This is a genomic window from Alloalcanivorax gelatiniphagus, assembly GCF_005938655.1.
GTDB classification, from domain to species: domain Bacteria; phylum Pseudomonadota; class Gammaproteobacteria; order Pseudomonadales; family Alcanivoracaceae; genus Alloalcanivorax; species Alloalcanivorax gelatiniphagus.
In genome coordinates, this window is sequence record NZ_VCQT01000022.1 from 177,719 (window position 1) to 201,503 (window position 23,785).

Annotated in this window: 22 protein-coding genes and 1 tRNA gene; 5 read left to right on the forward strand and 18 right to left on the reverse strand. The window is 62.5% G+C overall.

Features of this window, described 5'->3' with window-relative positions; all coding sequences use genetic code 11:
• Nucleotides 1-521 precede the first annotated feature (521 nt).
• Nucleotides 522-1,079, forward strand: a complete 558-nt coding sequence (locus FGS76_RS06320) for a hypothetical protein (protein ID WP_138771779.1) — start codon at nucleotides 522-524, stop codon at nucleotides 1,077-1,079.
• Nucleotides 1,076-1,348 (forward strand): hypothetical protein, encoded by a 273-nt coding sequence (locus FGS76_RS06325; RefSeq protein ID WP_138771780.1) that lies wholly within the window; start codon nucleotides 1,076-1,078, stop codon nucleotides 1,346-1,348. Before FGS76_RS06320 ends, FGS76_RS06325 begins: the two co-directional genes overlap by 4 nt.
• Here FGS76_RS06325 and FGS76_RS06330 read toward each other — a convergent pair.
• From FGS76_RS06330 to FGS76_RS06390, 11 genes are all read right to left on the reverse strand, one after another.
• Nucleotides 1,345-3,513: a hypothetical protein gene (locus FGS76_RS06330; RefSeq protein WP_138771781.1), complete on the reverse strand. Its 2,169-nt coding sequence runs from the start codon at nucleotides 3,511-3,513 to the stop codon at nucleotides 1,345-1,347. The two genes, FGS76_RS06325 and FGS76_RS06330, sit on opposite strands and share 4 nt — an antisense overlap.
• Entirely contained in the window at nucleotides 3,513-4,670 is a 1,158-nt protein-coding gene (locus tag FGS76_RS06335; protein WP_138771782.1) for a hypothetical protein, read from the reverse strand. Before FGS76_RS06335 ends, FGS76_RS06330 begins: the two co-directional genes overlap by 1 nt.
• A 1-nt stretch (nucleotide 4,671) precedes the next feature.
• Nucleotides 4,672-5,283 (reverse strand): hypothetical protein, encoded by a 612-nt coding sequence (locus FGS76_RS06340; RefSeq protein ID WP_138771783.1) that lies wholly within the window; start codon nucleotides 5,281-5,283, stop codon nucleotides 4,672-4,674.
• A gap of 290 nt (nucleotides 5,284-5,573) precedes the next feature.
• The gene (locus tag FGS76_RS06345) at nucleotides 5,574-5,975 is read right to left on the reverse strand and encodes a DUF5681 domain-containing protein (protein WP_138771784.1); all 402 of its coding nucleotides are present in this window, start codon (nucleotides 5,973-5,975) and stop codon (nucleotides 5,574-5,576) included.
• Nucleotides 5,976-6,028: 53 nt separating this feature from the next.
• On the reverse strand, nucleotides 6,029-6,217 hold the full coding sequence (locus FGS76_RS06350) for a hypothetical protein (RefSeq protein ID WP_138771785.1): 189 nt from the start codon (nucleotides 6,215-6,217) through the stop codon (nucleotides 6,029-6,031).
• 148 nt (nucleotides 6,218-6,365) lie between these two features.
• Nucleotides 6,366-6,599 carry a DNA-binding protein gene (locus tag FGS76_RS06355; RefSeq protein ID WP_138771786.1) on the reverse strand — a complete coding sequence of 78 codons (234 nt, stop codon included), beginning with the start codon at nucleotides 6,597-6,599 and terminating at the stop codon, nucleotides 6,366-6,368.
• Between the two features lie 1,551 nt (nucleotides 6,600-8,150).
• Entirely contained in the window at nucleotides 8,151-9,029 is an 879-nt protein-coding gene (locus FGS76_RS06370; RefSeq protein WP_138771789.1) for a hypothetical protein, read from the reverse strand.
• A 91-nt stretch (nucleotides 9,030-9,120) separates the two neighbouring features.
• The gene (locus FGS76_RS06375; protein ID WP_138771790.1) at nucleotides 9,121-9,438 is read right to left on the reverse strand and encodes a hypothetical protein; all 318 of its coding nucleotides are present in this window, start codon (nucleotides 9,436-9,438) and stop codon (nucleotides 9,121-9,123) included.
• A 51-nt stretch (nucleotides 9,439-9,489) separates the two neighbouring features.
• Nucleotides 9,490-9,699 carry a hypothetical protein gene (locus FGS76_RS06380; RefSeq protein ID WP_138771791.1) on the reverse strand — a complete coding sequence of 70 codons (210 nt, stop codon included), beginning with the start codon at nucleotides 9,697-9,699 and terminating at the stop codon, nucleotides 9,490-9,492.
• Between the two features lie 24 nt (nucleotides 9,700-9,723).
• Entirely contained in the window at nucleotides 9,724-10,944 is a 1,221-nt protein-coding gene (locus tag FGS76_RS06385; protein ID WP_138771792.1) for a tyrosine-type recombinase/integrase, read from the reverse strand.
• 165 nt (nucleotides 10,945-11,109) lie between these two features.
• Nucleotides 11,110-11,186, reverse strand: a tRNA-Arg gene (locus tag FGS76_RS06390).
• A gap of 464 nt (nucleotides 11,187-11,650) precedes the next feature.
• Between FGS76_RS06390 and FGS76_RS06395 the strand changes: the two genes are divergently transcribed.
• Nucleotides 11,651-11,830, forward strand: a complete 180-nt coding sequence (locus FGS76_RS06395) for a PLDc N-terminal domain-containing protein (RefSeq protein ID WP_138771793.1) — start codon at nucleotides 11,651-11,653, stop codon at nucleotides 11,828-11,830.
• Between the two features lie 27 nt (nucleotides 11,831-11,857).
• Here FGS76_RS06395 and FGS76_RS06400 read toward each other — a convergent pair whose 3' ends face one another.
• Nucleotides 11,858-12,346, reverse strand: a complete 489-nt coding sequence (locus FGS76_RS06400; RefSeq protein ID WP_138771794.1) for a hypothetical protein — start codon at nucleotides 12,344-12,346, stop codon at nucleotides 11,858-11,860.
• A gap of 14 nt (nucleotides 12,347-12,360) precedes the next feature.
• Nucleotides 12,361-13,812, reverse strand: a complete 1,452-nt coding sequence (locus tag FGS76_RS06405; RefSeq protein WP_138771795.1) for a phospholipase D-like domain-containing protein — start codon at nucleotides 13,810-13,812, stop codon at nucleotides 12,361-12,363.
• A 313-nt stretch (nucleotides 13,813-14,125) separates the two neighbouring features.
• Here FGS76_RS06405 and FGS76_RS06410 point away from each other — a divergent pair, with 313 nt between their 5' ends.
• Entirely contained in the window at nucleotides 14,126-15,481 is a 1,356-nt protein-coding gene (locus FGS76_RS06410; RefSeq protein ID WP_138771796.1) for a KamA family radical SAM protein, read from the forward strand.
• 105 nt (nucleotides 15,482-15,586) lie between these two features.
• On the opposite strand, the gene FGS76_RS06415 is transcribed toward FGS76_RS06410, so the two are convergent.
• Nucleotides 15,587-16,996 carry an aminotransferase-like domain-containing protein gene (locus tag FGS76_RS06415; protein WP_138771797.1) on the reverse strand — a complete coding sequence of 470 codons (1,410 nt, stop codon included), beginning with the start codon at nucleotides 16,994-16,996 and terminating at the stop codon, nucleotides 15,587-15,589.
• Between the two features lie 250 nt (nucleotides 16,997-17,246).
• On the opposite strand from FGS76_RS06415, the gene FGS76_RS06420 reads away from it, so the two are divergent.
• Nucleotides 17,247-17,897: a LysE family translocator gene (locus FGS76_RS06420; RefSeq protein WP_138771798.1), complete on the forward strand. Its 651-nt coding sequence runs from the start codon at nucleotides 17,247-17,249 to the stop codon at nucleotides 17,895-17,897.
• Nucleotides 17,898-17,907: 10 nt separating this feature from the next.
• Here the strand turns inward: FGS76_RS06420 and FGS76_RS06425 are convergent, their stop codons facing one another.
• From FGS76_RS06425 to FGS76_RS06440, 4 genes are read right to left on the reverse strand one after another with little or no spacing between them, the layout of a single operon-like run.
• Nucleotides 17,908-20,010 carry an HlyD family efflux transporter periplasmic adaptor subunit gene (locus tag FGS76_RS06425; RefSeq protein ID WP_138771799.1) on the reverse strand — a complete coding sequence of 701 codons (2,103 nt, stop codon included), beginning with the start codon at nucleotides 20,008-20,010 and terminating at the stop codon, nucleotides 17,908-17,910.
• Nucleotides 20,007-21,353, reverse strand: coding sequence for an efflux RND transporter periplasmic adaptor subunit (locus tag FGS76_RS06430; RefSeq protein WP_138771800.1), 1,347 nt, complete (start codon nucleotides 21,351-21,353; stop codon nucleotides 20,007-20,009). Before FGS76_RS06430 ends, FGS76_RS06425 begins: the two co-directional genes overlap by 4 nt.
• Nucleotides 21,350-22,096 (reverse strand): efflux RND transporter periplasmic adaptor subunit, encoded by a 747-nt coding sequence (locus tag FGS76_RS06435; RefSeq protein ID WP_170214415.1) that lies wholly within the window; start codon nucleotides 22,094-22,096, stop codon nucleotides 21,350-21,352. Before FGS76_RS06435 ends, FGS76_RS06430 begins: the two co-directional genes overlap by 4 nt.
• Nucleotides 22,097-22,107: 11 nt before the next feature.
• A complete protein-coding gene (locus FGS76_RS06440; RefSeq protein ID WP_138771802.1) occupies nucleotides 22,108-23,742 on the reverse strand; it encodes a TolC family protein in 1,635 nt (544 codons plus the stop codon).
• Nucleotides 23,743-23,785 lie beyond the last annotated feature (43 nt).

Below are 23,785 nucleotides of genomic sequence, written 5' to 3' on the forward strand. Positions count from 1 at the left end.
AGTCTGGAAAGGTGGCGCCCCGAGCAGGAGCCACAAAAACACCGTAATTCATTGAATTTATTGTAATTATTCAATTCCAATCAGAGCTGACACCCCAATAAATACCCCCACAGGAAGCGACTTTAAACATCGCGAAGCCGGGCCAATAGCTACCCCCAACCATAGCTTCTCAAAGGTCACGCATTCATTTGGTTCCGGGTCCACCGACATGATGACCGGTCGGTCCTTATGAGACATGGATCACATCTTTATTACCAAGTAAATTCATGGGTCAAAAAACGCTTACCAGGGAAGGCATCTCCTCAGCCGGCAGATTGGCTCTCTTTGGTGAATCCTGCGTCCGTGTACTCACGCCCCTACCAGCGGCATCCGGGCACCATTGCAGGTCAACAATTCAATACCAACAGCGATGCCTCACTGCACCACTGATAATGACGGCGGCACCCCCAGTACCGAATCAGGCCTGCAAGCTGGGCCCGCATGCTGAGGCAAGCCCTTGATGTTTGAGACTAGGAGGGGAAATGGAAACTGCAGGGAAATCTAAGGGAAGGTTCGCTTTAACTCTTGCCGTGATCTCTTTACTAGGCGTTATATACCTTCTGCTTTACCAGTTCACAGAAGGAAAGCGTCGGGCCAGCCAGATTGGCATGCTTACAATGACAGTGAAGGGGCTCCAAGCAACCAATATGGAATTGGCCAGCGAACTCAAAGCACTACAGACCACCACACAAGACCTGAATCTTGACTACTTGCTTAGAAAGTTCAGGTACAACGTGGACTTCGCTACGCCGGACGTTCAAGAGATTAACAAAGGCTTCATGGTTGTACGTGCATCCCAGGAAGAGCATCTTACCGGGATCAAATTTGAAGGGCGGATAATCAATACTCAATCTGTCACGCATGAAAATCTCACATTCCGTATCACGGCAAACGAAAAATCCAAAGAGTTCAATGTAAATAAAATATCGCCCGGGAACAGCACTGCATTCTCTGTGTATATGCCTGACCTGAATGCAGAAGATTCCCGCTATGCTACGCTCGAATATATGAGCTCCAGTGTGAAATTCTATATCAGATGATGGATACGGAAACCGTGCTTGTATTTGTCGGGCTTGCCGCTCTTTTGGCAATCCTGACTATGACTGCCTTCGTTGCGCTGGTCGTCGGTCGCGCGGTCGAGCGGCGACCGGAAGTCGCCGCTATCGACCCGAAGATGTTAGACATCGTCATCAAGGTAAGCAGCTTCACCTTTGCGGTAAGTGGCACCCTGATGCTTATCATGTATATGTTCGGCGGTCTGTTTCTGATCTTCGGCTTACCTATCATCCTCATCGACACGTTCTTCTAGTCAGAAGTCTGCTGTCTCAGCACTGCGGCGCCTTGCTGTGCTGTTTGAGGATCAATGAGCCTTTGGTTCAGAACTCGCTCCGTGGCCATACCGGGCTGTACAGCATCATTCATAGCCCTGGTTGCTCCCATTCCCTTTCTGAGAGTAAACAATCTCCTGGCCGCTCTTCCCAAAGGCAATTCGTCGATAATCTCCGAAACGGCCTGAGCGGACGGCCCCTTGCCTTGCTGCGTCATGGATACAGGAATGCGCAACTCCCCGATCTTGCGTAGTGCCGCGATGTCCATGAATTCATCCTGTCCGAATAGAGTACGCAGGCGTTCGCCGCCAATCCGGTCCATTGCCTTGCGGAACTGATTGCCATTGAATACCGCTTCACCACCCTCGGTTTTAGCCGCCGTGCCAGTGGCCTTCTCAATCATGTAGCGGAGAGTTTCCGCCCTCAGACTATTCCAGGCGCCGTTGCCTTGGGTCACTTGATCCTCGGTGCCGGATAACAAGTAGTCTTTCATCGCCTTAAGGTCGCTGGCCCGAGTTCCCTTCTGAACAACCAACTTCTCAAACAGGCGATCCGGCGCCACACGGTTTTCCAGTACATCCTGCACCAGGGATCGCGTGTTTTTGTCGAACTTCGACAAGGCCTTGGTTTCCAATTCTCTGTGAAAGGCGCTCTTGGCCGCTCTCGCCTCTCTGAAAATATCCTCCCCGGTAGCCCCAAACACATCATCGTCCAGGGCATTTTTGACCTGGTTGATGATCCGCCGGCCCTGGTCATTGGCACCTGAGTACAGGTTGTTCAAGTCCTGGCGCAACTTCTCAGCTAAGCGAACACTGATCTGGGTGGGCTTGAACTCGCGCTGGCCTGTGCCGAGAGTGCCAATTCGTCGCGGCACCATTTCGCCGCCCATCCTCATACCCTGGCCAAGCACGCCAGCATCGCGCAACGCGCTTTGGATGGCGGTTACGGTGCCATCGGAGCGCTGATTCATGCCCGCATTCCGACGAAGAGCGTCAACAGTACGGCCCATGACGATAACCGGGTCGTCGCTGACCCGGTTATATGCTTCCCGGTAGAGCTGAGAGATTTGGTCGTCGAGATCGGTGGCCTTTCGAGTGACCGCACTGAAAACCTGTTCGCCGGTGTCGAGAGGCCCCGCCGTCTGCCCCCCGGTGCGCTCAATAAGCTGTTCGCCTCTGGCTGCCAGGGCGCGGTCCTGGGCGTCAACGGCGCCTCGCATCGGGCCGCTGCGCTTGATGGCTTCCTGCTGAAGCTGCCAATCATCAGCGGACTGGGTCAGGTTTGCGCGGGTCGCATTGACTCCCTGAGACCGGAACAGATTGAAAGTCTGGGCCTGCTCGGGGGTCAAAACGTTCTGCTGGCGGAGTCGGTTAGCGACTGTGCGGCTGAGCTGTTCAGGGCCCGCCTGGGCAGCCTGGAGTGTCTGCATCGCCTCATCGGTAAAGCCTCCTTGCTCATTCAGAACCCGGATACCTTTACCGGCGATTCTCCTGACGGCACCTTCGACGGCCCGCGCGACATATGGGGCAGCTGCTCCCATGGCGCCAGCTGCGGTGATATTCCACCCGTCAAGATTGGCCATTGAGAATTCCTCAGTACCGCCAGCAGCCTGAGATGCAAGATCGCGCACAACCTCAGTTCCCGCTGACACAGTACCTCCCAGCGCCGCCTGGCCAAGAAGGGTGGTTCCTTTCGCCGCTGCGGCGCCTGCAGGGGAAAACTGGACGGCGGCCATGGCGGCTTGGTTCATGTCTCTCATATCAAGACCAGGCACATTCAGATAACCTCGGCCACCACCAATGTCAGTGAAGTCCGCGACGGTATAACCCTCCGGGTCCTGCTCGAACGTCACGCCCGGGTACTCCTCTTGGAGAACATTCATCAGACGCTGCTCATCAAAGCTGGTGGCTTCCTGCAGGGCCAGTTTTATGGAGGAGCCGATTCTAGGCAGAATGTCGCCCAAACCAGAGATAGGAGGCTGGGCCTCGGCGTAACTGGAAAGGCGCCCGGTCAGATCTGTGTCCACTGGTCGAAATTCATCAGACCGCAGGCGTCTGATTTCACTAGCCAAACGCCGCGCATGTTCAGCTTTCCCTGCTCTATGCGCCCCTCTCAGTGCTTTCTCAAGCTGCTCCATCGTTGCCACTACTCTTCTCCCGAATACATGTTCACCAAGTCGTCCACCGACAAGTCACCCTCACTCGTCTCAAAGAGAGGGTTTGCCTTGGTATACCGGTCCCAGGACTCCTGAAAGCCATCCAGGGACCCGTTATCACGCACCCACCGCTCAGCCTGCATTGCATATTGCTCCTTGCGCTCCTCGGCCCTGATAACAGCATGCGCGGCCAATCTGTTGGCCTCCACGCTATTTCCGACGCCGGCAGCAGCCTGCTGCATGAACCTGAGGTCGGCATCAGACATCGGACCTTCACCAGGCTCGCGCAAAGCCTTAACCATAGGTGCGGTAATCTGCTGGAACCGGTTGTACTTGTCGTAATCGGTCGATCCTGGAGAAATAACCTCTCCAGCCCACTGGAACGGCTTCATAACCGTAGCTCGCGGACCAGTTTCGAAGCCGCCATCCAGTATCTCAATGAGCTCCCTGGCCTGCGCTATTCGGCCATCGGCCCCCTGAGCGTCAGCGATGATCTGGTCGTAACGTTTGGCCTGCTGAGCCCCTAACGCCTCCGAGAATTTCTTCTCGCTCGCACCACCTGGTTGACTGGTGTTGACGTTCACGGTGGTACCTTTCTTTGAGTACCTTCCCCGTATCAGCTGCCGGCCCTCTTGGGAACGGGGATCAATGCCTGCGGCCTCAAGTTCCCGGAGAAACCCGGTCGTCTCTGGTCCCTTCGCACCCACCAAGCCCGCCATGCCCCGAATCAGCCGGTAGGCGCTGCGCTCCGGCATCTCGGGGATGTCCTCGTTGCTTGGGTCGATGCCGATGACTCGCTGGCGAGCGGCGGACCATTGTCGTCGCTGAGATTCCGGGTCGAGTTGCTCGAAATCGCTGCCCAGGGCACCAATGAACAGCCGCGCGTTTTCCAGGTCGGAATCGAGTTCGCCGCTACGCAGCTTTTGCTCGTTTAGGGAAACGCCCTGCTCGGCCTTCTGGATACCCAGGTCCGCCAATCGGTTGTCCCGCTGGATTTGCTCTGGTGCGTTCTCCAGCTTGAGATCAAGTAGCCGGTTTCGAGTGCGCTGCTGGTCCGCATCTTGCCGCTGCTGCATGCCGCGAGCATAGGGCTCGGCACCAAACAGAGAGGTGACACCAAATCGGGCCAAGTCAGAAAGCTTCGTCATGTCAACCTCCGAATGATCCGCCAATGGCTTGGCCGATGTTGTTGCCCAGGTCCACCAAAGCATTAGCCCGGGAGTTCCACAGGTTCATGGTATTTTTGCCGCCCATCAGCGCCAGGTTGGCCAGATTATTAGTGCCCCTCTGTCCGGACCCTACAATTTGGGCATTGGCATCAAAGCCGAGGCTCAAGAGGTTGCCCAACTGGTTTTGGGTATTGTTGAAGGCATCAAAGTCCCTGGCGTAAGCGCTAGCGGCCTCTTGGGAGGCCAACCCTTGCGAGTAGTCCTGGAGGTCTTTCAGCGTAGCCCCTGAAAGCAGGTTGCCCCGGGCGGCCGCGCTGTTCTCCAGCGTCTCTTGGCCCTGCTGCAGGCGGAACTGATAACCCGGGTCGTTGACCAGGTTCGCCAGGGTGTTTTCGTAGGTCGGCTGGTTGCCGATGTTGGCTTGGTACTGACCAAGCGCGTCAGTCCCAGCGTCGGCGTAAGGGGTGAACCGCTCTTTCGCTAGGCGCATCTGCTCGCGCTGAAGTTCGACGGCTTGTTCGATGGCGTCGGCCATGGCCTTTGCGCCTTTGTTGGCCCCGTACAGGCTGGCGCCGGCAGAAAAAATGGACATTTTCGTTACCTCTTTAAACGCTTGGGTAGGGGCGATGCCTCACAGCTGGGAAGCTAGAAGCACCACACCACGTGTACGAGCTGCGGCTTCGAGCTCGCTCTCCACCAACTCCTTGCTCCCCCCCTCGTAAACTTCCCGAGGACCACCAGCGCCGGTGACCAAGTACCCCTGGAAGCTAGCCTCAGCGGCATCTACGCCACCTGGCTCTAGAAAAATGACCAAAGGGGCTCCCCTCTGACTGGAAACAGAACCAGCCTCTAGCCTGGTCACTCTGCTCTTCAATCCAGTGCTCATTGCTGTTCCTCCAATGCCGCTATCCTGGCCTCAAGGTCGTCAAGTTCCTTCAGCTTGGCGAGCCGCCCCAAGGCATCCACAAGGGAGGCGCCCACGTCTGGGGGCATGTCCCCCCGAGCAATCGCCGCCAAGATTAGAGCTGCTTTGTCGGTGAGCGTGGCGGCCTGCTCCAGGCCTTCGATTACCAGCGGGGCGGCTGTGGCTTTGAGGGGAGGTAGCGTTCGCTCCAGAAGCAGACGCATTGCGGTCATATCTCCAGCGAGCGCCGCCTGCTTGGTGGATTCCAGCAAGTCCGGCAGGTCTGTTTTCAGCTCTTCCCGCATCTTGGTGAAACGGCTCTGGGCACCTTTGGGTTTGCCTTTCGGATTTCCAGATTTACCGGGTTTGAACTGAGCCATCTCTGTATCCATCCTGTTTCTTTCAGACTGTCAGGTACTGCCGGACCAGCCTGCTACGGAGCGCTGATTCGCGGGTTGATCTTGTGAAGCCGGGAAAGCGCCGCCTGCTCGGAAAGCCCCTCGGACTTGAGCCGGTCCAGTTCCTCCCGGAGGCTGAACTTGGCTCGGGCCTCATATATCTGGGCGTGGGCGTGCGCCAACTGATTGAGGGTGCGTTTTTCTACCCGGCTAAGATTGCTCACGGCTGCTCCTGGTTGCTCGCTTAGCGCGCCGGTAAGGCCTTTCGGATTCTGCCCAGGCCCCGCGCGCGTAATGGTCTCTAAATCCATGTCACAACTATCTCGCGCACGCCAAGCAGGCGTCACCGGAGAAATCCGCCGAACACCTGCGCTAACCTGCGGTTTCCGTCACGAACCGTACGATGTCCTTGAGTTTGTAGAAGCGCCGGTTACCGCGAGGGACATAGGGCAAAACGGCCTGGCCGGCCGCGGCACGCTGCCGGAACCAGGACTGGCTGTATCCAAGGAGGTCCGCAGTGGCACACTCCGGCACCAGGCCTCCCAGCAAAGGCGTTACACCCATATCGGATAGCCGTTTCAGAGCGTCTTCGTAGACTTCACCCATGACGCCCCCTGGCGGAACTCGCTCGGGAACGAAGTGGCTCGCAAGGGGCTTCAAAATTTGGCCCGCGCGCTATTAAAAGCCTTTTTCTTGAAGAGAATAGACGGTTACCAGGGTGACCCCCTGGTATATCTAAGAAGGAGTACAGTTTGTGTACCAAGCGGAGTGGTTCAATGAGTACATTTTCTGTACCGATGGCTATGTATTGCATCGCCTAATGCCCCCCCTTCGGTACGCTTTCTGTACGCTCTGGGTACGGTTTCTGGACCGGGTTTTTTGCTTGCCCCAGGGTGAATTTACGGGGCGGCACGTTCGTGCCCCCGACATCCAGTTTGCCGTCACAATCATCGATGGCCTGCCAGGTCAGCGCGTATAGTGCGCACCGACCGCCAGGGTTGAGGAAGCGGCCCTCTCGGGTTTGCTGGATCAGATTGCGCTCCTGGAGCTCTTCCAGGGCCCTGGTGAGGGTACTCTTGCTGCCTATCCCCCAGGCCTTAACCTGCGTGTATGAGGCGCTCAAGTCGCCGTTGTTCTTGCCCGTATACTGACGTAGCAAGCACATGAGGACTTTCATAGCGCTCCCGGAAAGGCACCGGAAGTCTCCGCTCTCCATCACGATATGAGGCAGAGCAGCGAAGCTCCCGGCGGCACGGCGGCTCTTGGCTTTAACACGAGAAAGCGCCATAGAGTGTCACGCTCTCGGGATCGGCGTGCCGAAGGCCCAGGATAGACTCATTGCCAGTCCTCCCAGCCCACCGCATTTAATGCGGAATCGCCTAGCTTCGGGGCCTCGCCGAAAGCCGCCACAGGGCTTGTTAAATGAAAAGCGCTATTCATGGGGAGCGCCCTCCAAGAGCCGACGCGCCGAGGGAATCGACTCCCTGGCAAGGGAATAGACGCCCGGGCGTATCCAGTTGCCGTCTGAATCTCGCCTCTTCCGGCGCTGGCATTGGATTACCAAGCCACGGTGTCGTAGCTCCATGATCCAGTGAGGCGAGTTCGAGGCCCTGGCGATGCTGTCAGCCTGCTCTCTGGTTATAGGGCCGGAAAGCAGTGCTTCCAGGAGGCGACGATGTCGGGGGCCGATGGTAGGATGCTTAGGAGGAAGCTTGTAAAGACCTTGGCCCTCGCTACCGGCGGCATCCGGAGCGGGGGCTTTCTGTTTCAGCGTCATGCCGCATCTCCCTGGCCAGCCTCCAAGAAGGCACGGATGTCAGAGGCTCGCCAGACCGTGACGTTGCCACCCGGCAGCTTTATCCCTTTCGGGAAGCGCCCTGACTTGACGCCGGCCCACCAAGTGGAGCGACTCACGGGAATGATGGCTGGGAGGGCTGGCCGGGGGCGCCTTGGCCCTTGGCCAAGTTCTCGATTACGTTTTGCCTGGTCGGCGGAGACTCCCTGCTGGCCCAAGATTTGGGGTAGACGGAGATAACCTGCCTCGGGGATGCTCGGTGTCATTGGTTGCGTCTCACATTGGCTTAGACGCTTCCCATTATTAGCAGGGGATTGGGGGTGTCATTGCATCTGCAAAAACGAGATTTGCAACTGCAATTACTACTTCAGAGCTTCTTCACCTGCTGCGTTTGCATCGCGGAACAGCTTCTGCAGCGCACTTTTACTGGTGCCTCTTGCTCCTCCAAAAGCATCCCCTATATATTCTTGAATGCTGTCCTGGGTGTGGTTTGTGGATTCACGTAATAGCCTCACCATCCCAGCGATGGCGAGATGGGGCGAAACTGATTGTCCAATATTCAGCCTTTGCGACTGCCCGGCACCTATCGGTTCATTTGACTCGAGTTCCTCCCTCGCTGTAGCTGGCAAGGCGCGAACTGAGCAAATCTCGATATACTTATCCCTAAGGATTTGAGACCGCCCATGGACCAAAGCCCTTGATATACAGCCCTCTTCATGGTCTGGCCAGCATGATTCATCGTTCGTGATTTCAGCCAACGAGTGAACATCTTTCGGAGATACAACGATTTCCAAAAAGTCGACATCATATGGGCCGAAGGACCATAACTCGTTGGCTCCCTGCTTCCACAAAAACCAATGTATCTGGTCCCCATCCTCCGTTGGCGTGGTGCACGTGATTCCGTCAAGGACAGGCTGAAAGAGCGGAAAAGGAAGCTCACTTTCGATAAATTCTGGAACGAAAATGCGCCCGCCTAATGGTATGAGGCACCGCAATGAGCTATCTGTTATGGGCGTGGTTTTACCCACTTCAGCCTGATACTGCTCCTCGGTCATGCCCACGAAACTGGCAATTCCGCTGGCTTGCCGAGGCTCCATGTAGAAAGGGATTCGCCCATAAGCTAGCCTCTCAAAGGCATCAATGTCCGTAGGGAATCCCACCAAATCAGAAAAGTACTCAGCCGCCACATCAAGCCCAATACGGCGTTCAAACTTAACCAGCTTCTTGCCTTGGTACACCATGTCATACCCCTATGACATCCCCAGTTGATTCACCAGTCAGGCCGGCGGGTATCCGGCCGTTCGGGGGCGACCCTAGGCTGGCGAGACCTTGCTAATCAACGTAGATAACAGCGTTTTTCTTGCCGTACTTGGCCTGCATCATAGCGAGGCCTTTCCTGGCATTGCTTTCATCGTACAACCAGGCACTTTGGCGCTCCTTGCCTTCAACAAGGTAGAATATTCGATACCGTGGAGCAGAGATCGGAGCCAAAGGCATAGGTTTAGGCTCTATCGCTTTCCTCACCTTCGCTTTCTGCTCTTCACAGATAGCCGGATTGCTCAGAAAGCACTCAATAGCTATCTCTTGATTTCCCCATTGAATGAACTTTGCTCCATCATCCATTCTGGTAATGATCCCATTAGCTTCCATGTCAAACCTCTCTTCACTCTGCGTTTAAGCATGATCCATTCCGGGTCTTCTTCAGAGGCAAGCGGCCCGGCAGACGCCCCGCTCGTTGCCATCATCAGGAATTTTATCCAATGCTTCTTCAGCTTCCTCCCGGGTGGAAAATTCATCACAGAGAAACCGGGTGACCAGGTACGTTGACCCATCCTCACTTTGATGGTGGCTTTTGATCCAGGCCGCGTAATAGGGCCTACCGAGAGGCGATTTTGACAAATCGATTTTCATTTTGTGCTCCTTTTCTGGTCACATTCATGGGGCTTGCTGCCTTTTTTGATGGATGGGAACAACCTCCGCGCCCTCCCGCAAGGCATCGAGGTAATCCGCCCAGGCCTGCATCATCTTGCGCCGCTCTGCTAGGTACTCAGCCCGGTTATAGGCCGCTCGCACCTTGTTTCGCTCCGCATGAGCGAGCTGACGCTCGATAAGATCCGGGTTCCAGCCCATTTCATTGAGGCGAGTGGAAGCCATAGAGCGAAATCCGTGCCCAGTCATATCATCTTTGGTGTATCCCATCCGGCGGAGAGCGGCGTTGACCGTGTTTTCCGACATTGGGCGGGACGAGGTCCGAACCCCGGGGAATACATATCGCCCGTTACCGGTAAACGGTTGGAGCTCTTCCAGAATTGACTTAGCTTGACGAGACAAAGGCACGATGTGCTCAGCTCGCATCTTCATGCGTCCCGCCGGTATACGCCATTCAGCCGCACCCAGATCAATCTCATCCCACTCGGCAGCACGGAGCTCACCTGGGCGGGTGAAAACCAGCGGCGCCAACCTAAGAGCGCAGAGCGTTGTGAACTGGCCCGTGTAGCCGTCAATGGCACGGAGCAACTCGCCCATTTGGGCTGGCCGCGTGATAGTTGCCCTGTGCTCACTCACTACGGGAGCGAGAGCACCCCTCAGGTCAGCGCTGGGGTCCCGCTCCGCCCTGCCGGTGGCAATGGCATATCGGAAAATACGACCGCATGTCTGTTTCACTCGGTGGGCTGTTTCGTGCTTGCCGCGTGCTTCCAACTTGCGCAGCTCCATCAGCAGCGTCGGCGCGGTGATCTCTTGGGCCTGCATCTTGCCCAGGGTCGGAAAGACGAAGGCTTCCAGCATCCAAAGCGTCTTGGTGTAGGTGCTTTCGGCCAGCTCACGCCGCCTCATTTCAAGCCATTCCCTGCCGATGGCCTCAAAGCGGTTCGCACCTGAGCGGCTCGCCTGCTCTGCCTTGCGCTGCTCCATAGGGTCGGTGCCACTCGCCAATATCGAGCGAGCACGGTCACGCTTATCCCGTGCGTCCTTCAAGGATACGTCTGGGTAGACCCCCAGGGACATAAGCTTCTCTTTGCCGGCGAATCGATACTTGAGCCGCCATCGTTTGCTGCCTGTCGGCGTGACCTCAAGGTACAAACCCCGGCCATCAAAGAGTTTTCGCCTCTTGGCCTCTGGCTTGGCGGATCGGACGGCGGAATCGGTAAGGGCCATTGGGGGGTAACTTTCCTGATGAAGGTTTTGATTACCCCCAAAGCTACCCCCTGTTACCCCCAGATTTCAATGGACCGTTTCGGACTGGCTTGGCCGCTCCATGGCCACACACGCCTTTATTTATAGGGCCTTACGGATTAATTCGGATGGGGACGGATGGGAATTTGGCGCCCCGAGCAGGAATTGAACCTGCGACCTAGCGCTTAGGAGGCGCTTGCTCTATCCGACTGAGCTACCGGGGCATTTTGAAACCGTCATTGTTTGTGCGAGTTCGTCGCACTTGGGCTGGAGCAAGCCCTCTTTATGAGGCGCTTGCTCGCCCTCCGGGCTCCGGCCTCGCGGCGGTATCCGCGAGGCGTGAACACGGCCGGCGCTGTGCGCCGGAAGGCCCCGTGTTCACCCAACTGAGCTACCGGGGCATTTTGAAACCGTCATTGTTTGTGCGAGTTCGTCGCACTTGGGCTGGAGCAAGCCCTCTTTATGAGGCGCTTGCTCGCCCTCCGGGCTCCGGCCTCGCGGCGGTATCCGCGAGGTGTGAATGGGCCTGGGCGTTGAGGCGGTCCATTGTAATGATTCGATGCGGGGACGCCAGTCCGGGGGGCTGTGCAGGGGGGCTTTACTGGCTTTTACCATGCAATGCTGGACCCGCCGGCGGGGGCGGGATAGCGTCGGAGAGGAATTTCAACAACACCTAGGGAGTGGGACAATGGGTAAGATTCTGAGTTTGATCATTCTGGTGCTGGATATTCTGGCCATCATCAAGATCGTGCAGTCCGGTGCCAGCACCGGCGAAAAAGTTCTGTGGGTTATCCTGGTTCTGGTATTGCCGGTGGTCGGCCTGATCCTGTGGGCGTTGCTGGGCCCGGGCGGGCCAGCCAAGAAGTAGCCGGCAGCGGTACGCCGCCGGCGGTGCTCAGCCGCCGGCGGCGTTCAGCAGGGCCCGGTTGTCCTGGCTGATCAGCCAGAACAGCACGCTGGCCAGGGACACCATCACGAACTGCATATGTTGTTTACGGCCGCGTAGCCAGGCCTCCGGCCAGTGCTCGCGGACCGCCCCCACCTTCTCCAATCCGAACAGCATCATTACCGCCACCGCCATCAACGGCGTCGACAGCCAGGCCGGCAGAAACGGCGTGGCCGCGCAGGCCGTGAGCAGCAGCGATGCGGCCGGGGCCAGGGTGCGGCCGCCACGGGCCAGTTCCGCACCAAAGTAGAGCCCGGTTTGCAGCAGCAGGTAGAGGGCCGCCAGCACCGGCACGATGTCCAGCCAGGGTCGGGCGGTGACCGGGTCGGGGAGCCAGATGGCGGTGGCCACCGCCACCACCACGAAGCCGTGCAGAAATTGCAGGCGGGAGAGCGTCACCAGGGCATCCGGCAGTTCCGGGGCACGGGGCAGGCGCATAGGGTCGCGAGTCCTTACAGGTAGGGTTCGAGCATGTGTGCCAGGGCGTTGCGCACCAGACGCCAGCGCGGCATGGCACGGAAGTCCGCGTCGGCCAGCGGCCGGGCCCGGGCCAGTTTACGGTCGATCAGGGCGTTGGCGTCGGCGGCCAGCGGGTCATCATAACATTCCAGATCGAATTCGAAGTTCAGTCGCAGGCTGCGGGCGTCCCAGTTGCCGGAGCCAAGCTGCACCCAGTGGCCGTCCACGGTGAGCAGCTTGGTGTGGTCGAAGGGCGGCGCCGAGGCGTGGATTTCCGCGCCCTCCTTGGCCAGCCATTTCAGCGCATGCAGGCTGGCCCATTGCACCAGCCGCAGGTTGTTTTTCTCCGGCACCAGGATCACCACCCGCACGCCGCGCAGAATCGCCAGTTGCAGGCTGGCCAGCAAGGTCTGGCCGGGCACGAAGTACGGCGTGACCAGGCGGATCTCGCGTTCGGCGGCGCCGATTGCCGCCTGCACCGTCAGCCGGCGCTTGTCGAAGTCGGCGTCCGGGCCGGTGTTGACGCCCCGCGCCTGCACGCTGCCCAGGTCCATGTCGCCGGCGTAGTGGTCGTTCAGTTCCTCCCGGCAGGTGAACGCCCAGTCGGCGGCGAAGCTGAGCAGCAGATGGGCCACCGCCGGGCCTTCCACCCGGGCGTGCAGGTCCTGGATGGTGGCCGGCTCGGAGATGTAGCCGGCGCGGATGTTCATGCCGCCGGTGAAGCCCAGGGCGCGGTCCACGACCATCAGTTTGCGGTGGTTGCGCAGGTTCATGTAGGGCATGCGCCAGGGGGCCATGGAGTACAGAAAACGCTGCACCGGCACGCCCTGGCGGCGCAGCCGGAAGGTGATCGGCGGCAGCGAGTAGAGGGCGCCAACCCCATCCAGCAGCACCCGCACCTTGACCCCGCGCCGGTGGGCGCGCACCAGGGCATCGGCCAGGGGCCGGCCGGCGGCGTCGTTGCCGAAGATGTAGGTGGCCAGGTAGACGCTCTCGCTGGCCTGGTCCACCGCCTCGATCATGGCGTCCAGCACCTGGGGGGATTCCAACAGAGTCACCCGGTTGCCGCCGGTGAGCGGCAGGCGGGTGAGCCGGCCCACCAGCCGGGCCAGCACCTGCAGGCGGTCGGTTTGCAGCGGCGTGCCCTGCTCCTGGCCGGCGCGCAGGGCGGCGTCGATGCCACCGCCGGTGAGCTGCCGGGCACGGCGTTGAATGCGGTTGACGCCGAGCATCAGGTACAGGGCCGCGCCCAGGAAGGGCACCAGCCAGACCAGCCCGGTCCAGGCCGCGGCGGCGCGGGCGTCACGCTTGTGCTGGGCCACGTGCAGCGTGACCGCCACCGCCAGGGAAATACCGACCAGGCCGGCGATGGCCGGCCAGAAGTCATACAACCAGACCAGGCCGCTCTCCACCAGGGCGGCGGTTCTGACGATCGAGTCCTGCATGGATCCCTCCGTAACGAGAGGGGAAACATAACATGGATAATGGCGTGGCGGTTCCTGGCGATTTTGCGCTTTGTCCGGGCAGCGCATAGACTCCCCCGCCTCGAAGGCCGGCGCCGCCCTTCGATACCCGCCGCGTACCGTTTACGCGCTTGCCCCGGTCACCCATGCGCCGGGGTCATTTGGGCTCCCGTGGAGCCCGTTTCCAGCCGTTATCACCGGCTATCGCAGAAATGACACATTCATAACGCTGGTTAAGCGGCCAGTGTACCGGCGGCGTTTGTCGCACGCCGGCGCATGATGAGGAGCGAAAACCATGTCAGAAGCCAATACGGTGATCCCGCTGCGTGAGCAGCCGGAAGCCGACTACTGGGAAGCTCGCCGGTTCAAGGTGTTCACCGCCCGCCAACTGGACAAGATCGAACCGCTGCGGCGCCTGGACGAGGACACCCGCTTCGCCATGCAGGTGGTGGCCAGTGTGCTGCCGTTCCGCGTCAACGAGTACGTCATCGAGGAACTGATCGACTGGGACCGGGTACCGGACGATCCGATCTACCAGCTCACTTTCCCGCAGAAGGAAATGCTGGCGCCGGAGCACTTCGAGCGGGTGGCGGCGGCCCTGCGCGGCGGCGACAAAGCGGAGATCGACGCCACCGTGGCGTCGGTGCGCGAGGCGCTCAATCCGCACCCGGCCGGCCAGATGGAACACAACATTCCGGAGGTGGATGGCGAGAAGATCGACGGCATCCAGCACAAATACAACGAGACCGTGCTGTTCTTCCCCAGCCAGGGCCAGGTGTGCCACAGCTACTGCACCTTTTGTTTCCGCTGGGCCCAGTTCATCGGCGACAACGATCTGAAAATCGCCACCAAGGAAGCCGGCCAGCTGAAACGCTATGTGCAGGCTCATCCGGAGATCACCGACATCCTGATCACCGGTGGCGACCCGCTGGTGATGAAGACCAAGAACCTGCGCGCCCATATCGAGCCGCTGCTGGAGCTGGAGCAGGTGCGCACCATCCGCATCGGTTCCAAGGCGCTGACCTTCTGGCCCCACCGTTTTGTGTCCGACGCGGACGCCGACGACCTGCTGGAGCTGTTCCGGGAAGTGCGCGCCGCCGGCAAGCATCTGGCGCTGATGGCCCACTACAACCACTGGCGGGAAATGGAGCCGGCCATCGCCCGGGAGGCGATCCGCCGGGTGCGCGAAACCGGCGCCCAGATCCGCGCCCAGGGCCCGCTGCTGGCGCACATCAACGACAACGCCGACGACTGGGCGCGGCTGTGGCAGACCCAGGTGGAACTGGGCATCGTGCCCTACTACATGTTCGTGGAACGCGACACCGGCGCCCGGCATTACTTCGAAGTGCCCCTGGCCCGTGCCTGGGAAATCTATCGGGATGCCATGAAAAAGGTGTCCGGCCTGGCGCGCACCGCCCGGGGCCCGAGCATGTCCAGCCATCCGGGCAAGGTGGAAATCCAGGGCATCACCGAGATCCACGGCGAGAAGGTGTTCGTGCTGCGCATGATCCAGGGCCGCAACGCGGACTGGGTGCAGCGCCCGTTCTTCGCCAAGTACAACCCGGACGCCACCTGGCTCAACCATCTGGAGCCCGCCTTCGGCGAGGACCGGTTCTTCTTCGACGACGAACTGGCCGAGCTGGAAGGTTAGCCCAAGCTGTAGGAGCGGCTTCAGCCGCGATCAAGGTCGGGATTACAACCGAACCTTGGATCGCGGCTGAAGCCGCTCCTACGGCGTGTAGAGAAGTGTGTTGTCTTACAGCAATGCGGCCAGCCGCCCCAGGGCCCGTTCCACCCGGGCGTCCCAGCGCACCGCGCAGTTCAGCCGCAGGCAGTGGTTGAACTTGCCGGAGGCGGAGAACAGGGCCCCGGGGGCGAAGCTGACGCCGGCCTCCAGGGCACGCTCCGCCAGTTCCGTGGTGTCCACGTCGGCGGCCAGTTCCAACCACAGCACAAAGCCGCCGGCGGGCCGGCTGACCCGGGTGTGCGCCGGAAACAGCTCGGTGACCCGGGCGGTCATGCGCGCCACCGCCCGGGCATGCAGGGCGCGTACCGTGCGCAGGTGCCGGTCGTATTGGCCGTGGTCGAGAAAATGGGCCAGCGCCAGCTGCGATGGGGTGGCCACCGACACCGTGTTGATGAACTGCAGGTACCAGGCCCGCTCCCGGTCGGCGCCGGGCACCAGCCAGCCCACCCGCAGACCGGCGGACAGGGTCTTGGAGCAGGACGCGCAGTAGTAAACCCGGCCGTCCCGGTCCCAAGCCTTGATCGGCAGCGGACGCGGCCCGTTGAGCGGCAAATCACCGTAGATATCGTCTTCCACCAGCGGCACGTCGTGGGCCGTTAACAGGCTCAGCAGCTGCTGCTTGCGGGCGTCCGGCATGCCGCTGCCCAGCGGGTTGGAGAAGTTGGGCACCACCACGCAGGCGGCCACCGGCCAGCGCTCCAGCGCCAGGGTCAGCGCTTCCAGGGACAGGCCTTGAATCGGGTCGGTGGGAATTTCCAGGGCCTTCAGGCCCAGGGAGTCGATCACCTGCAACAGCCCGTAGTAAGTGGGCGATTCGATGGCCACGGTGTCGCCGGGCTTGGTCAGCATGCGCAGCGCGATGGCCACGGATTCCTGGCAGCTGTTGGTGATCAGCACATTGTCCGGGGACACCGGGCAACGCAGCGCCGCCAGCCGCCGGGCCAGGCCGGCGCGCAGCTCCGGCGCACCGGGCGGGAACTCATAGCCCACGCAGCGCCGGCGCTGTTCGCGCAGCACGGTGCGAAAAGCCCGCTCCATCCCCGCCACCGGCTGGAAGTCCGGGTCCGCCACCGCCGCCCCCAGATTCACCAGGGCCGGGTCGTTGACCGCCTGGACCATGCGCAGCAGGCGCTCCTGGCCGGTCACCGCCCGCGGCCTTCGGCCCACGCTGGGCAGGCTGGGGGCTTCCCGCCGGGCCGGCGGCGGACACACGAAAAAGCCGGAGCGCGGCCGCGCCTCCAGCACGCCGCGCTGTTCCAGCTCCCGGCAGGCGCTCACCACCGTGGCCACGCTGACACCGTGCTGTTCGCCCAGCTTGCGCACCCCGGGCAGGCGGCCGCCCACCGGATAGACCTGGTCCCGGATCAGCGTCTCAAGCTGGTCCGCCAGTTGTTCATAGCGTTTGTCCGCGTAGCTCATGGCCGCGCGCTCCCCGTCAATCCCGTCACCGGTACAGTTGCCATCCAAAACGTCGATACAGTTCACGTCGACCCTTAACTGTACCGATTCAATTTCGTCTTTTTATATCTGTATCGTTCGGCCACGTCCACCTAGGCTGTATCCCTCCACGCTCAGCCAAGAGACAGCACCATGCACATCGCCATCCTCACCTTCGAGGGCTGCAATGAAATCGATTTCCAGGTCATGACCAGGGCCAGGGAGAAGTGCCATGCCCGTTGAACAACTGGTGGCGCTGATCGGCTTCGTGGCGGTGATGACCGGCACCCCGGGGCCCAACAATCTGATGCTGATGGCCAGCGGCGCCAACGCCGGCTTCCGCCGGTCGTTGCCGCACATCTTCGGTATCACCTTTGGCTGCCAGGTGATGCTGCTGGGGGTGGCGCTGGGGCTGGGCCCGTTGCTGAGCCGTTTTCCCCAGGCATTGACCGCGCTGCGGATCGGCGGCGCGTTGTATCTGCTGTACCTGGCCTGGCGGCTGGTACGCACCCGTCACCTGAGCGAGACGGATCGGGATGCCCGGCCCCTGACCTTTATCCAGGCGGCCCTGTTTCAGTGGGTGAACCCCAAGGCGTGGATGATGATTCTCACCGGCGTCGCCACCTTCAGCCAGCCGGGCCGCTTCACCGCCAGCGTAGCGCTGATCGCCGCCGCCTTTCTGGTGGTGGGATTACCGCTGATCAGCAGCTGGAACCTGTTCGGCGCGGCCCTGAAAAGCCGGCTGCACCAGGGGCGCCGGCTGGTGCTGTTCAACCGCGCCATGGCGTTGCTGCTGGTGGCGTCGCTCTACCCCACCTTCGGCATGGAGCCCGGCCCGGTGGAGGCGGTCTCCGCCAAGGCGCCGTCACCGGCGGCCAGCTAAGGAGACCGGCTCAGAAGCCCGCTTCCCGGCGCCACACCGCCACCACATGGCGCCAGATCCGGCCCAGAAAGCTGCGCGCCTCGGTGTCGATGACCACCGCGCCGCGCCGGGCCGGCATCACCGGCGTCCAGTCGCCGTCCGGTTCCTGTACCCGCAGGCGCACCCGATACAGGCTGCCCTCCGGCACCAGGGTACCGTCCCGGCGGGCCTCGGCGCGGATCGGTCCGCCGTTGAGGGTGGCCATCTGCGGCTGGCGCAGGCGTTCCACCGGTTGGCCTTCGATGCTCTCCACCCAAGCCTTCAGCGGCTTGCCCGCCGGCGCCAGCGGATAGAAGGTGGCTTCGCCGCCTTCCTTCAGGCGCAGCACGTCCGCCTCGCCGATCCAGGCCACCAGCTCCGGCGGCCGGCGCGGCATGTAGGTCAGCAGCCATTCGCCCTGCCCGACCCAGCCGCCGTTGAGCAGGTCCGGGTTGACGGTTTGCACATAGCCGTCCGCCGGCGCCGTCAGTTCTCCCAGCCGCCGTTCGCTTTCCAGCAGCCGCACCCGTTCCCGCTGGGTGGCCAGCTCGGCGCCCACCAGCGGGCTGTCGAACAGCAGATCCCGGTTCAGCCCGCTGGCGTTCCATTGGTCGGTGAGCTGGGCCAGGCGCGTGCCGGCGGCGCTGAGCCGGTAATCGGTTTCCGGCACCCGCACCGCCGCCAGCGGCGCGCCGGCATCCCGCCATTGGCCGTTGCCGACGGCCAGTTCCAGCCGCCCGCCCAGGGGCGCTTCCACCCGTTGGGTGGGCTGCTGCAGGAAAGCGGGCAAATGCAGTTGCGAATGCCAGGGCCAGACCAGTAGCAACAGCGCCACGGTGAGCACCGCCAGGGTGCGTGCCAGGGCGCGGTTCCAGCGCGGCCGGCGGCCGCCGGTGAACCAGCGGCGGACTTCGTTGTAGACGGGACGCACGATGAAATATCCGATTTCCACGGCAAACAGGATGATGCCGATCAGTTTGATGAAGAAGTGGTACACCACCAGGGCGATGCCCAGAAACAGAAAGAAGCGGTACACCCAGACGATAAAGGCGAACAGGATCATGCGTCGCTGGGGCGGTTCCGGCGGCGGCTCGCCGAAGGCGAACAGCAGCTCGCGCAGCTTCCAGCGCGCCAAAGCCTGGGAGCGCGGCTCCAGATTGGGGCGGCGCCACAGATCCGACAGCAGGTAGTAGCCGTCGAAACGCATCAGCGGGTTGCAGTTGATCACCACCGACATTACCCAGGTGGTGGTGGCCAGCCAGAAACACACCAGCCGGGGGGCGCCGTCCGGCAGGATGTGCCAGGCCAGCAGCGCCACCACCGCGATGCCGATCTCCACCGCCATGCCGGCCAGGTCGATCTGCACCCGGTCCCGGGCGCGGGTCAGCCGCCAGGCGTCGCTGGTGTCGGTGTAGAGCACCGGCCAGCCGACGATAAAGGCCACCCCGATGGTCGGCACCCGGGCCCCTTTCGCCTTGCAGGTAAAGGCATGGCCAAGCTCGTGCAGGGCCTTTACCAGCACCAGGGCGATGCCCAGGGTGAGCCAGCCGCCGATGGCCTTGAGTGCGGTGAACTGGGCCCAGAAATTGTCCCATTGGCGCAGGGTCAGCCAGGCGCCCAGCATCAGCAACACCGCCAGGGCCACCCGGGTGCGCCGGTGCCCCAGCCAGGCCACCTTGCCCAGGTGCCGGCCCAGCCAGCGGTCCGGGTTGGCCAGCGGCACGCGGATAAACAGGTAGTGCTTGAGCAGCCACATGAAGCCCTTGGGCTTGGCCTGGCGCAGCCGCTGGAAGCGCCGTTGCTGCTCCATATCGGCCACCACCAGATGATGGCCACGCAGAAACTCCGCCAGAGTCATCAGCTGTTCGCCGCTGACCGGCCGCCCCAGGGTCCGTTGCGCCCGCGCCGCCGCCGGTTCGGCGGCGCCGCCGTCGATAAAGGGCAGCAGCTGCACGGTCTGCTCCCCAAGCCGGAAGAACCGCTGCGCCACAGGATCGTGGAGCAGCCAGCGGCGGCGCCCGTCCACGTCGCGCTCCACCGGGTGCAGCTTCAGGTCCTGGCGCAGATGCGGCAGGTCCGGGGTCGCCGTGTTCACCAGCCCAGCCAGCTCCGCACCGTGGCCCAGGGCCGGCGCAGCAGGTAATAAGCCAGCGTCACCTGCTCCCCTTCCACCCGGGCGGTGCCACGCCAACCCACCCGAGGCAGGGCTTCACCCTCCGCCAGACGCGCGTGGGCGCGGTAGGCGAGCACCCCGTTGGGGGCCTGCTCGGCGCGGTAGTTCACCTGGGTCAGGGTGGCGTGGCGCACGGCGGCCGGGTCCACGTTCAGGAACAGGCTGACCTCGGCGCCGTCGGCCAGCGGGATCACGTCCGCCGCCGGCAGCCACAGTTCCACCTCGGAGCCGTGGGTGTCGGCCACTTCCATCAGTTTTTCGCCAAGCTGCACCGGCCGCCCGGCCCAGTCGTCCGGGTTCTGCACCAGCGCCACGCCGGCGCGGGGGGCGGTGACCCGCACCCGCTCCAGTTCGCCACTGTAGAAGGCCACGTCCTCCGCCGCCTGGTCCACCTGGGCGCTCAGCACCGGCAGTTCAGCGCTGGCCTTGGGGTCGGAGAAAGCGCTTTGCCGGGCCCGCTGATAGCGGGCCCGGGCCACCGCCAGGGCCTGTTCGGCGGCGGCCAGCCGACCGCGAATGCGGGCGTCGTCCATCTCCACCAGCAACTGGCCCTGCTCCACCGATTGGTTGGCGGACACCGCCAGTCGCGCCACCACCCCTTCGATGGGCGCGCGCACGATGCTGCTGGCTTCCGGCACGATCTCCGCGTTGCCGAGCATCGACAGCGGCACCGGAATAATCGACACCAGCGCCAGGGTCACCAGCACCGCCGCGGCCACCGCCAGCTTCCGTTTGGAGGTCAGCGGCGGGCGCCGGGAGAGCCGCGCCAGCACCGGTTCGGCGGTGGCCAGCCAGTGGCCCAGCAGGCGCCCTTCCGCCTCGCTCCAGGCCCGCTCACGGAGCAGCAGCAACCCGCCCCGGGCGCGGCCGCCGGCGTTGATCGGCACCCACAGGCCCCGTGCCGGCCAGTACTCGTTCCACTGCTCGGCCAGCTCCGGCGAGCGTTCCGCCAGTGCCGCCTTGTCCACCTCCCGGGCCGGGCCGGCGTCGCCGTCCTGGTCCCATTGGAAGGCCCGCGCCACCCGGCGCACCCATTGCAGATAGGGGCTCTGGGCGTCCACCTCGGCGGCGCCGGAATGGGCCCGCAGGGTGCCGTGGCGGAACAGGATCAGTTGCCGGGCGGGAAACGGGTAGGCGGAATCATTGACCAGCACGTACTCCGCCTGGGCCAGATCCTCGGCGTCCAGCAGCCGCTGCTGCAGGGCGATGAGGCTGGCCAGGCGGTCGGTGGAAACACCGGCACCGGGTATCACCCGTTGATTCATGAATCCGCCCCGGCGCTAGCCGGGAAGCGCACCGCGCCGCTCATGCCCGGCCGCACGCCCACCGCCTCGCCGGTGGGCGTGGCGATCAAGCGCACCGTCTGGCTGACCGGGTCGATGCGGTCGACAATGCGCGCCACCTTGGCGGCCACGGTCTGGCCGGTGGCGTCGGCCACGAAGGTCAGCGCCGAGCCTTCCTTCACACGGGTCAGCCAGGCGGCCGGCACCACCACCTCGATCTCGAAGCGCACCACGCTGCTCAGTTCCAGCATCGGCTCACCGGCGGACACCCATTGGTAGGGGTTCACGTTGCGGCCAACCACTTCACCGTCGAACGGCGCGTCCACCACGCAGTCGCCCAGCCGCACCTCGGCCACTTTCAGTTCGGCGGCGGCGCGCTCCACTTCCGCGCCGGACAGCTCCACTTCCAGGGCACTGATGTTCTGGTAGGCCTGCAGGTCCTTATTGACCTTGTGCTGGGCGCGGGCGGCGGACAGCCGGGCCCGGGCCACGTCCCGTTCCGCCTGGGGCGAGCGGCAGTCGAAGCGCACCAGGGCATTGCCCTTGGCCACCCGCTCGCCGAGGCGCGCCTTCACTTCCAGAATGCGGCCCTGGCGTGGCGCCGCCAGCACGGTGTGCTCCACCGCGCTGATCTGGCCACGAATATCGCCGTCGCCACTGACCGTCTGAGCGCGGACCGCCGCCGGGGCGGCGACCATCAGCACCGCCGTGAATAATCCAATCAACCACCCTGCTCTCATTGCGCGGCGGCTTCCCGGTCATCGGCGCTGGCCAGCGGCTGGTTGCTGCCGGCCACGTTCTCGGTGAACCAGGGCGAGCCGGCTTCGATCGGCAGCGGGCCCCGGGTCCACTCGGCGAACGCCGCGTTGATGCGGTTGGACAGCGCCTGCACGTCGTAGCTCTGATAGTTCTCCGGCACCGGGTTGAAGCCCAGGCTGAACAGGAAGCCACCGTAGGCGTCCTGGGCTTTCACGTAATCCAGGGAGTTGGTCAGCACCGAGTTGAGCGCGCGGGCCTCGTTCATCAGCGTCTGGGTGCCGGACATGGCGTTGCTGGAACGGGCCTGGCCGCTGTAGTCGGCGATCTGCTCGTCGATGGTCAGGAACTCATTGGACAGGGTCAGATCGTTGAGCGCGTTGCGGTACTGCTGCCAGCCCAGGTTGACCCGTGCCACGGTGGCCATGTTGGCGGCCAGACGGCGGGCCTCCACCAGGTTGCCACGGGCCTCGTTCTGGGCGCGGATGTCGCCCAGGGCGAACAGGCGCAGCAGGTTCCAGCTCACCCGCACACCGGCTTCCGCCCAGGTGTCGTTGTACAGATAGCTGTTGGAGTCGTAGTGGCCGCCGTAGGAGAACTCCAGGCCCGGCAGCAGACGCAGCAGGCTTTTACGCGCTTCGCGCTGGGCGATGCGGGCATTGTAGATCTGGCCGGTATAGTCGCTGCTGTGCGCCAGCGCCACCTGCTCCAGGGTGTCCAGGTCCTCCACCGGCAGTTCCGGCAGCTCCGGCAGATTGTCCACATCCGCCAGTTCGATATGCACCCCCGGCGGCTGGTTGATCAGTGCCGCCAGTTCGATCTGGGCGGCGTCCACGGTGCGGCGGAAACTGCGCAGGCTGCGCATCACCGCCAGCAGCTGGCGTTTTTCCTGCAGCACGTCCATGGGCGCGCGCAGGCGACGCTGCTGGATTTCGTTCATGCGCTTCAGCTCGGCGCCGGTTTCGTCCAGCAGCCCGTCGATGCGTTCCAGCAGGTGCTGGGTGACAGCGGCACGCCAGTAGGCGGTGCGGGTTTCCTGCAGCAGCTTGGCCATCACATTGCGGCGGGCGTCGGCGGCGATCAGGTAGCGGTCCGCTTCCTGTTTCGCCTTCAGGTAACTGACGCCGAAGTCGAGCACGTTCCAGGACAGTTCCAGGTCGGCGTAGTGACGATCGTCGTCCACCGAGGTGGACGGTTCCAGGCTCTGGGTGCCGGTAAGCACGGATTCACTGCTGGAGGCGTTCACGTTGCTGCGGCTGTTGTAGCCGGCACGGGCCGCCAGTACCGGCAGCATGTCCATCTTGGCCAGCTCGAAGCCGCGCTCGGAGAGCGCTTCTTCCATCAGTTTGACCCGGTTGTCCAGGTTGTACTTGAGCGCTCTCGCCAGCGCCTGGTCGAGGGTCAGCGGGCCGCTGATCGGGTCCGCCATGGCGTCCATCATCGCCTGATCCTGCTCGATGGCTTCGTGGATCTGGTCACGATCCAGCGGCTGCGGGTTCACCGCGCAGCCGCTGGCCACCAGACCGGCGGCCAGGGCCACCGCCATCGCCAGCCCGGACACCGCCCGGCGCGGTGCTTGCTTGGAAGAAATAGTTATTGTGTTGAAAACCTGCATTGCCTGACCTCTGAATAAAATGGCGTCTGGCGGCCCGGACGGG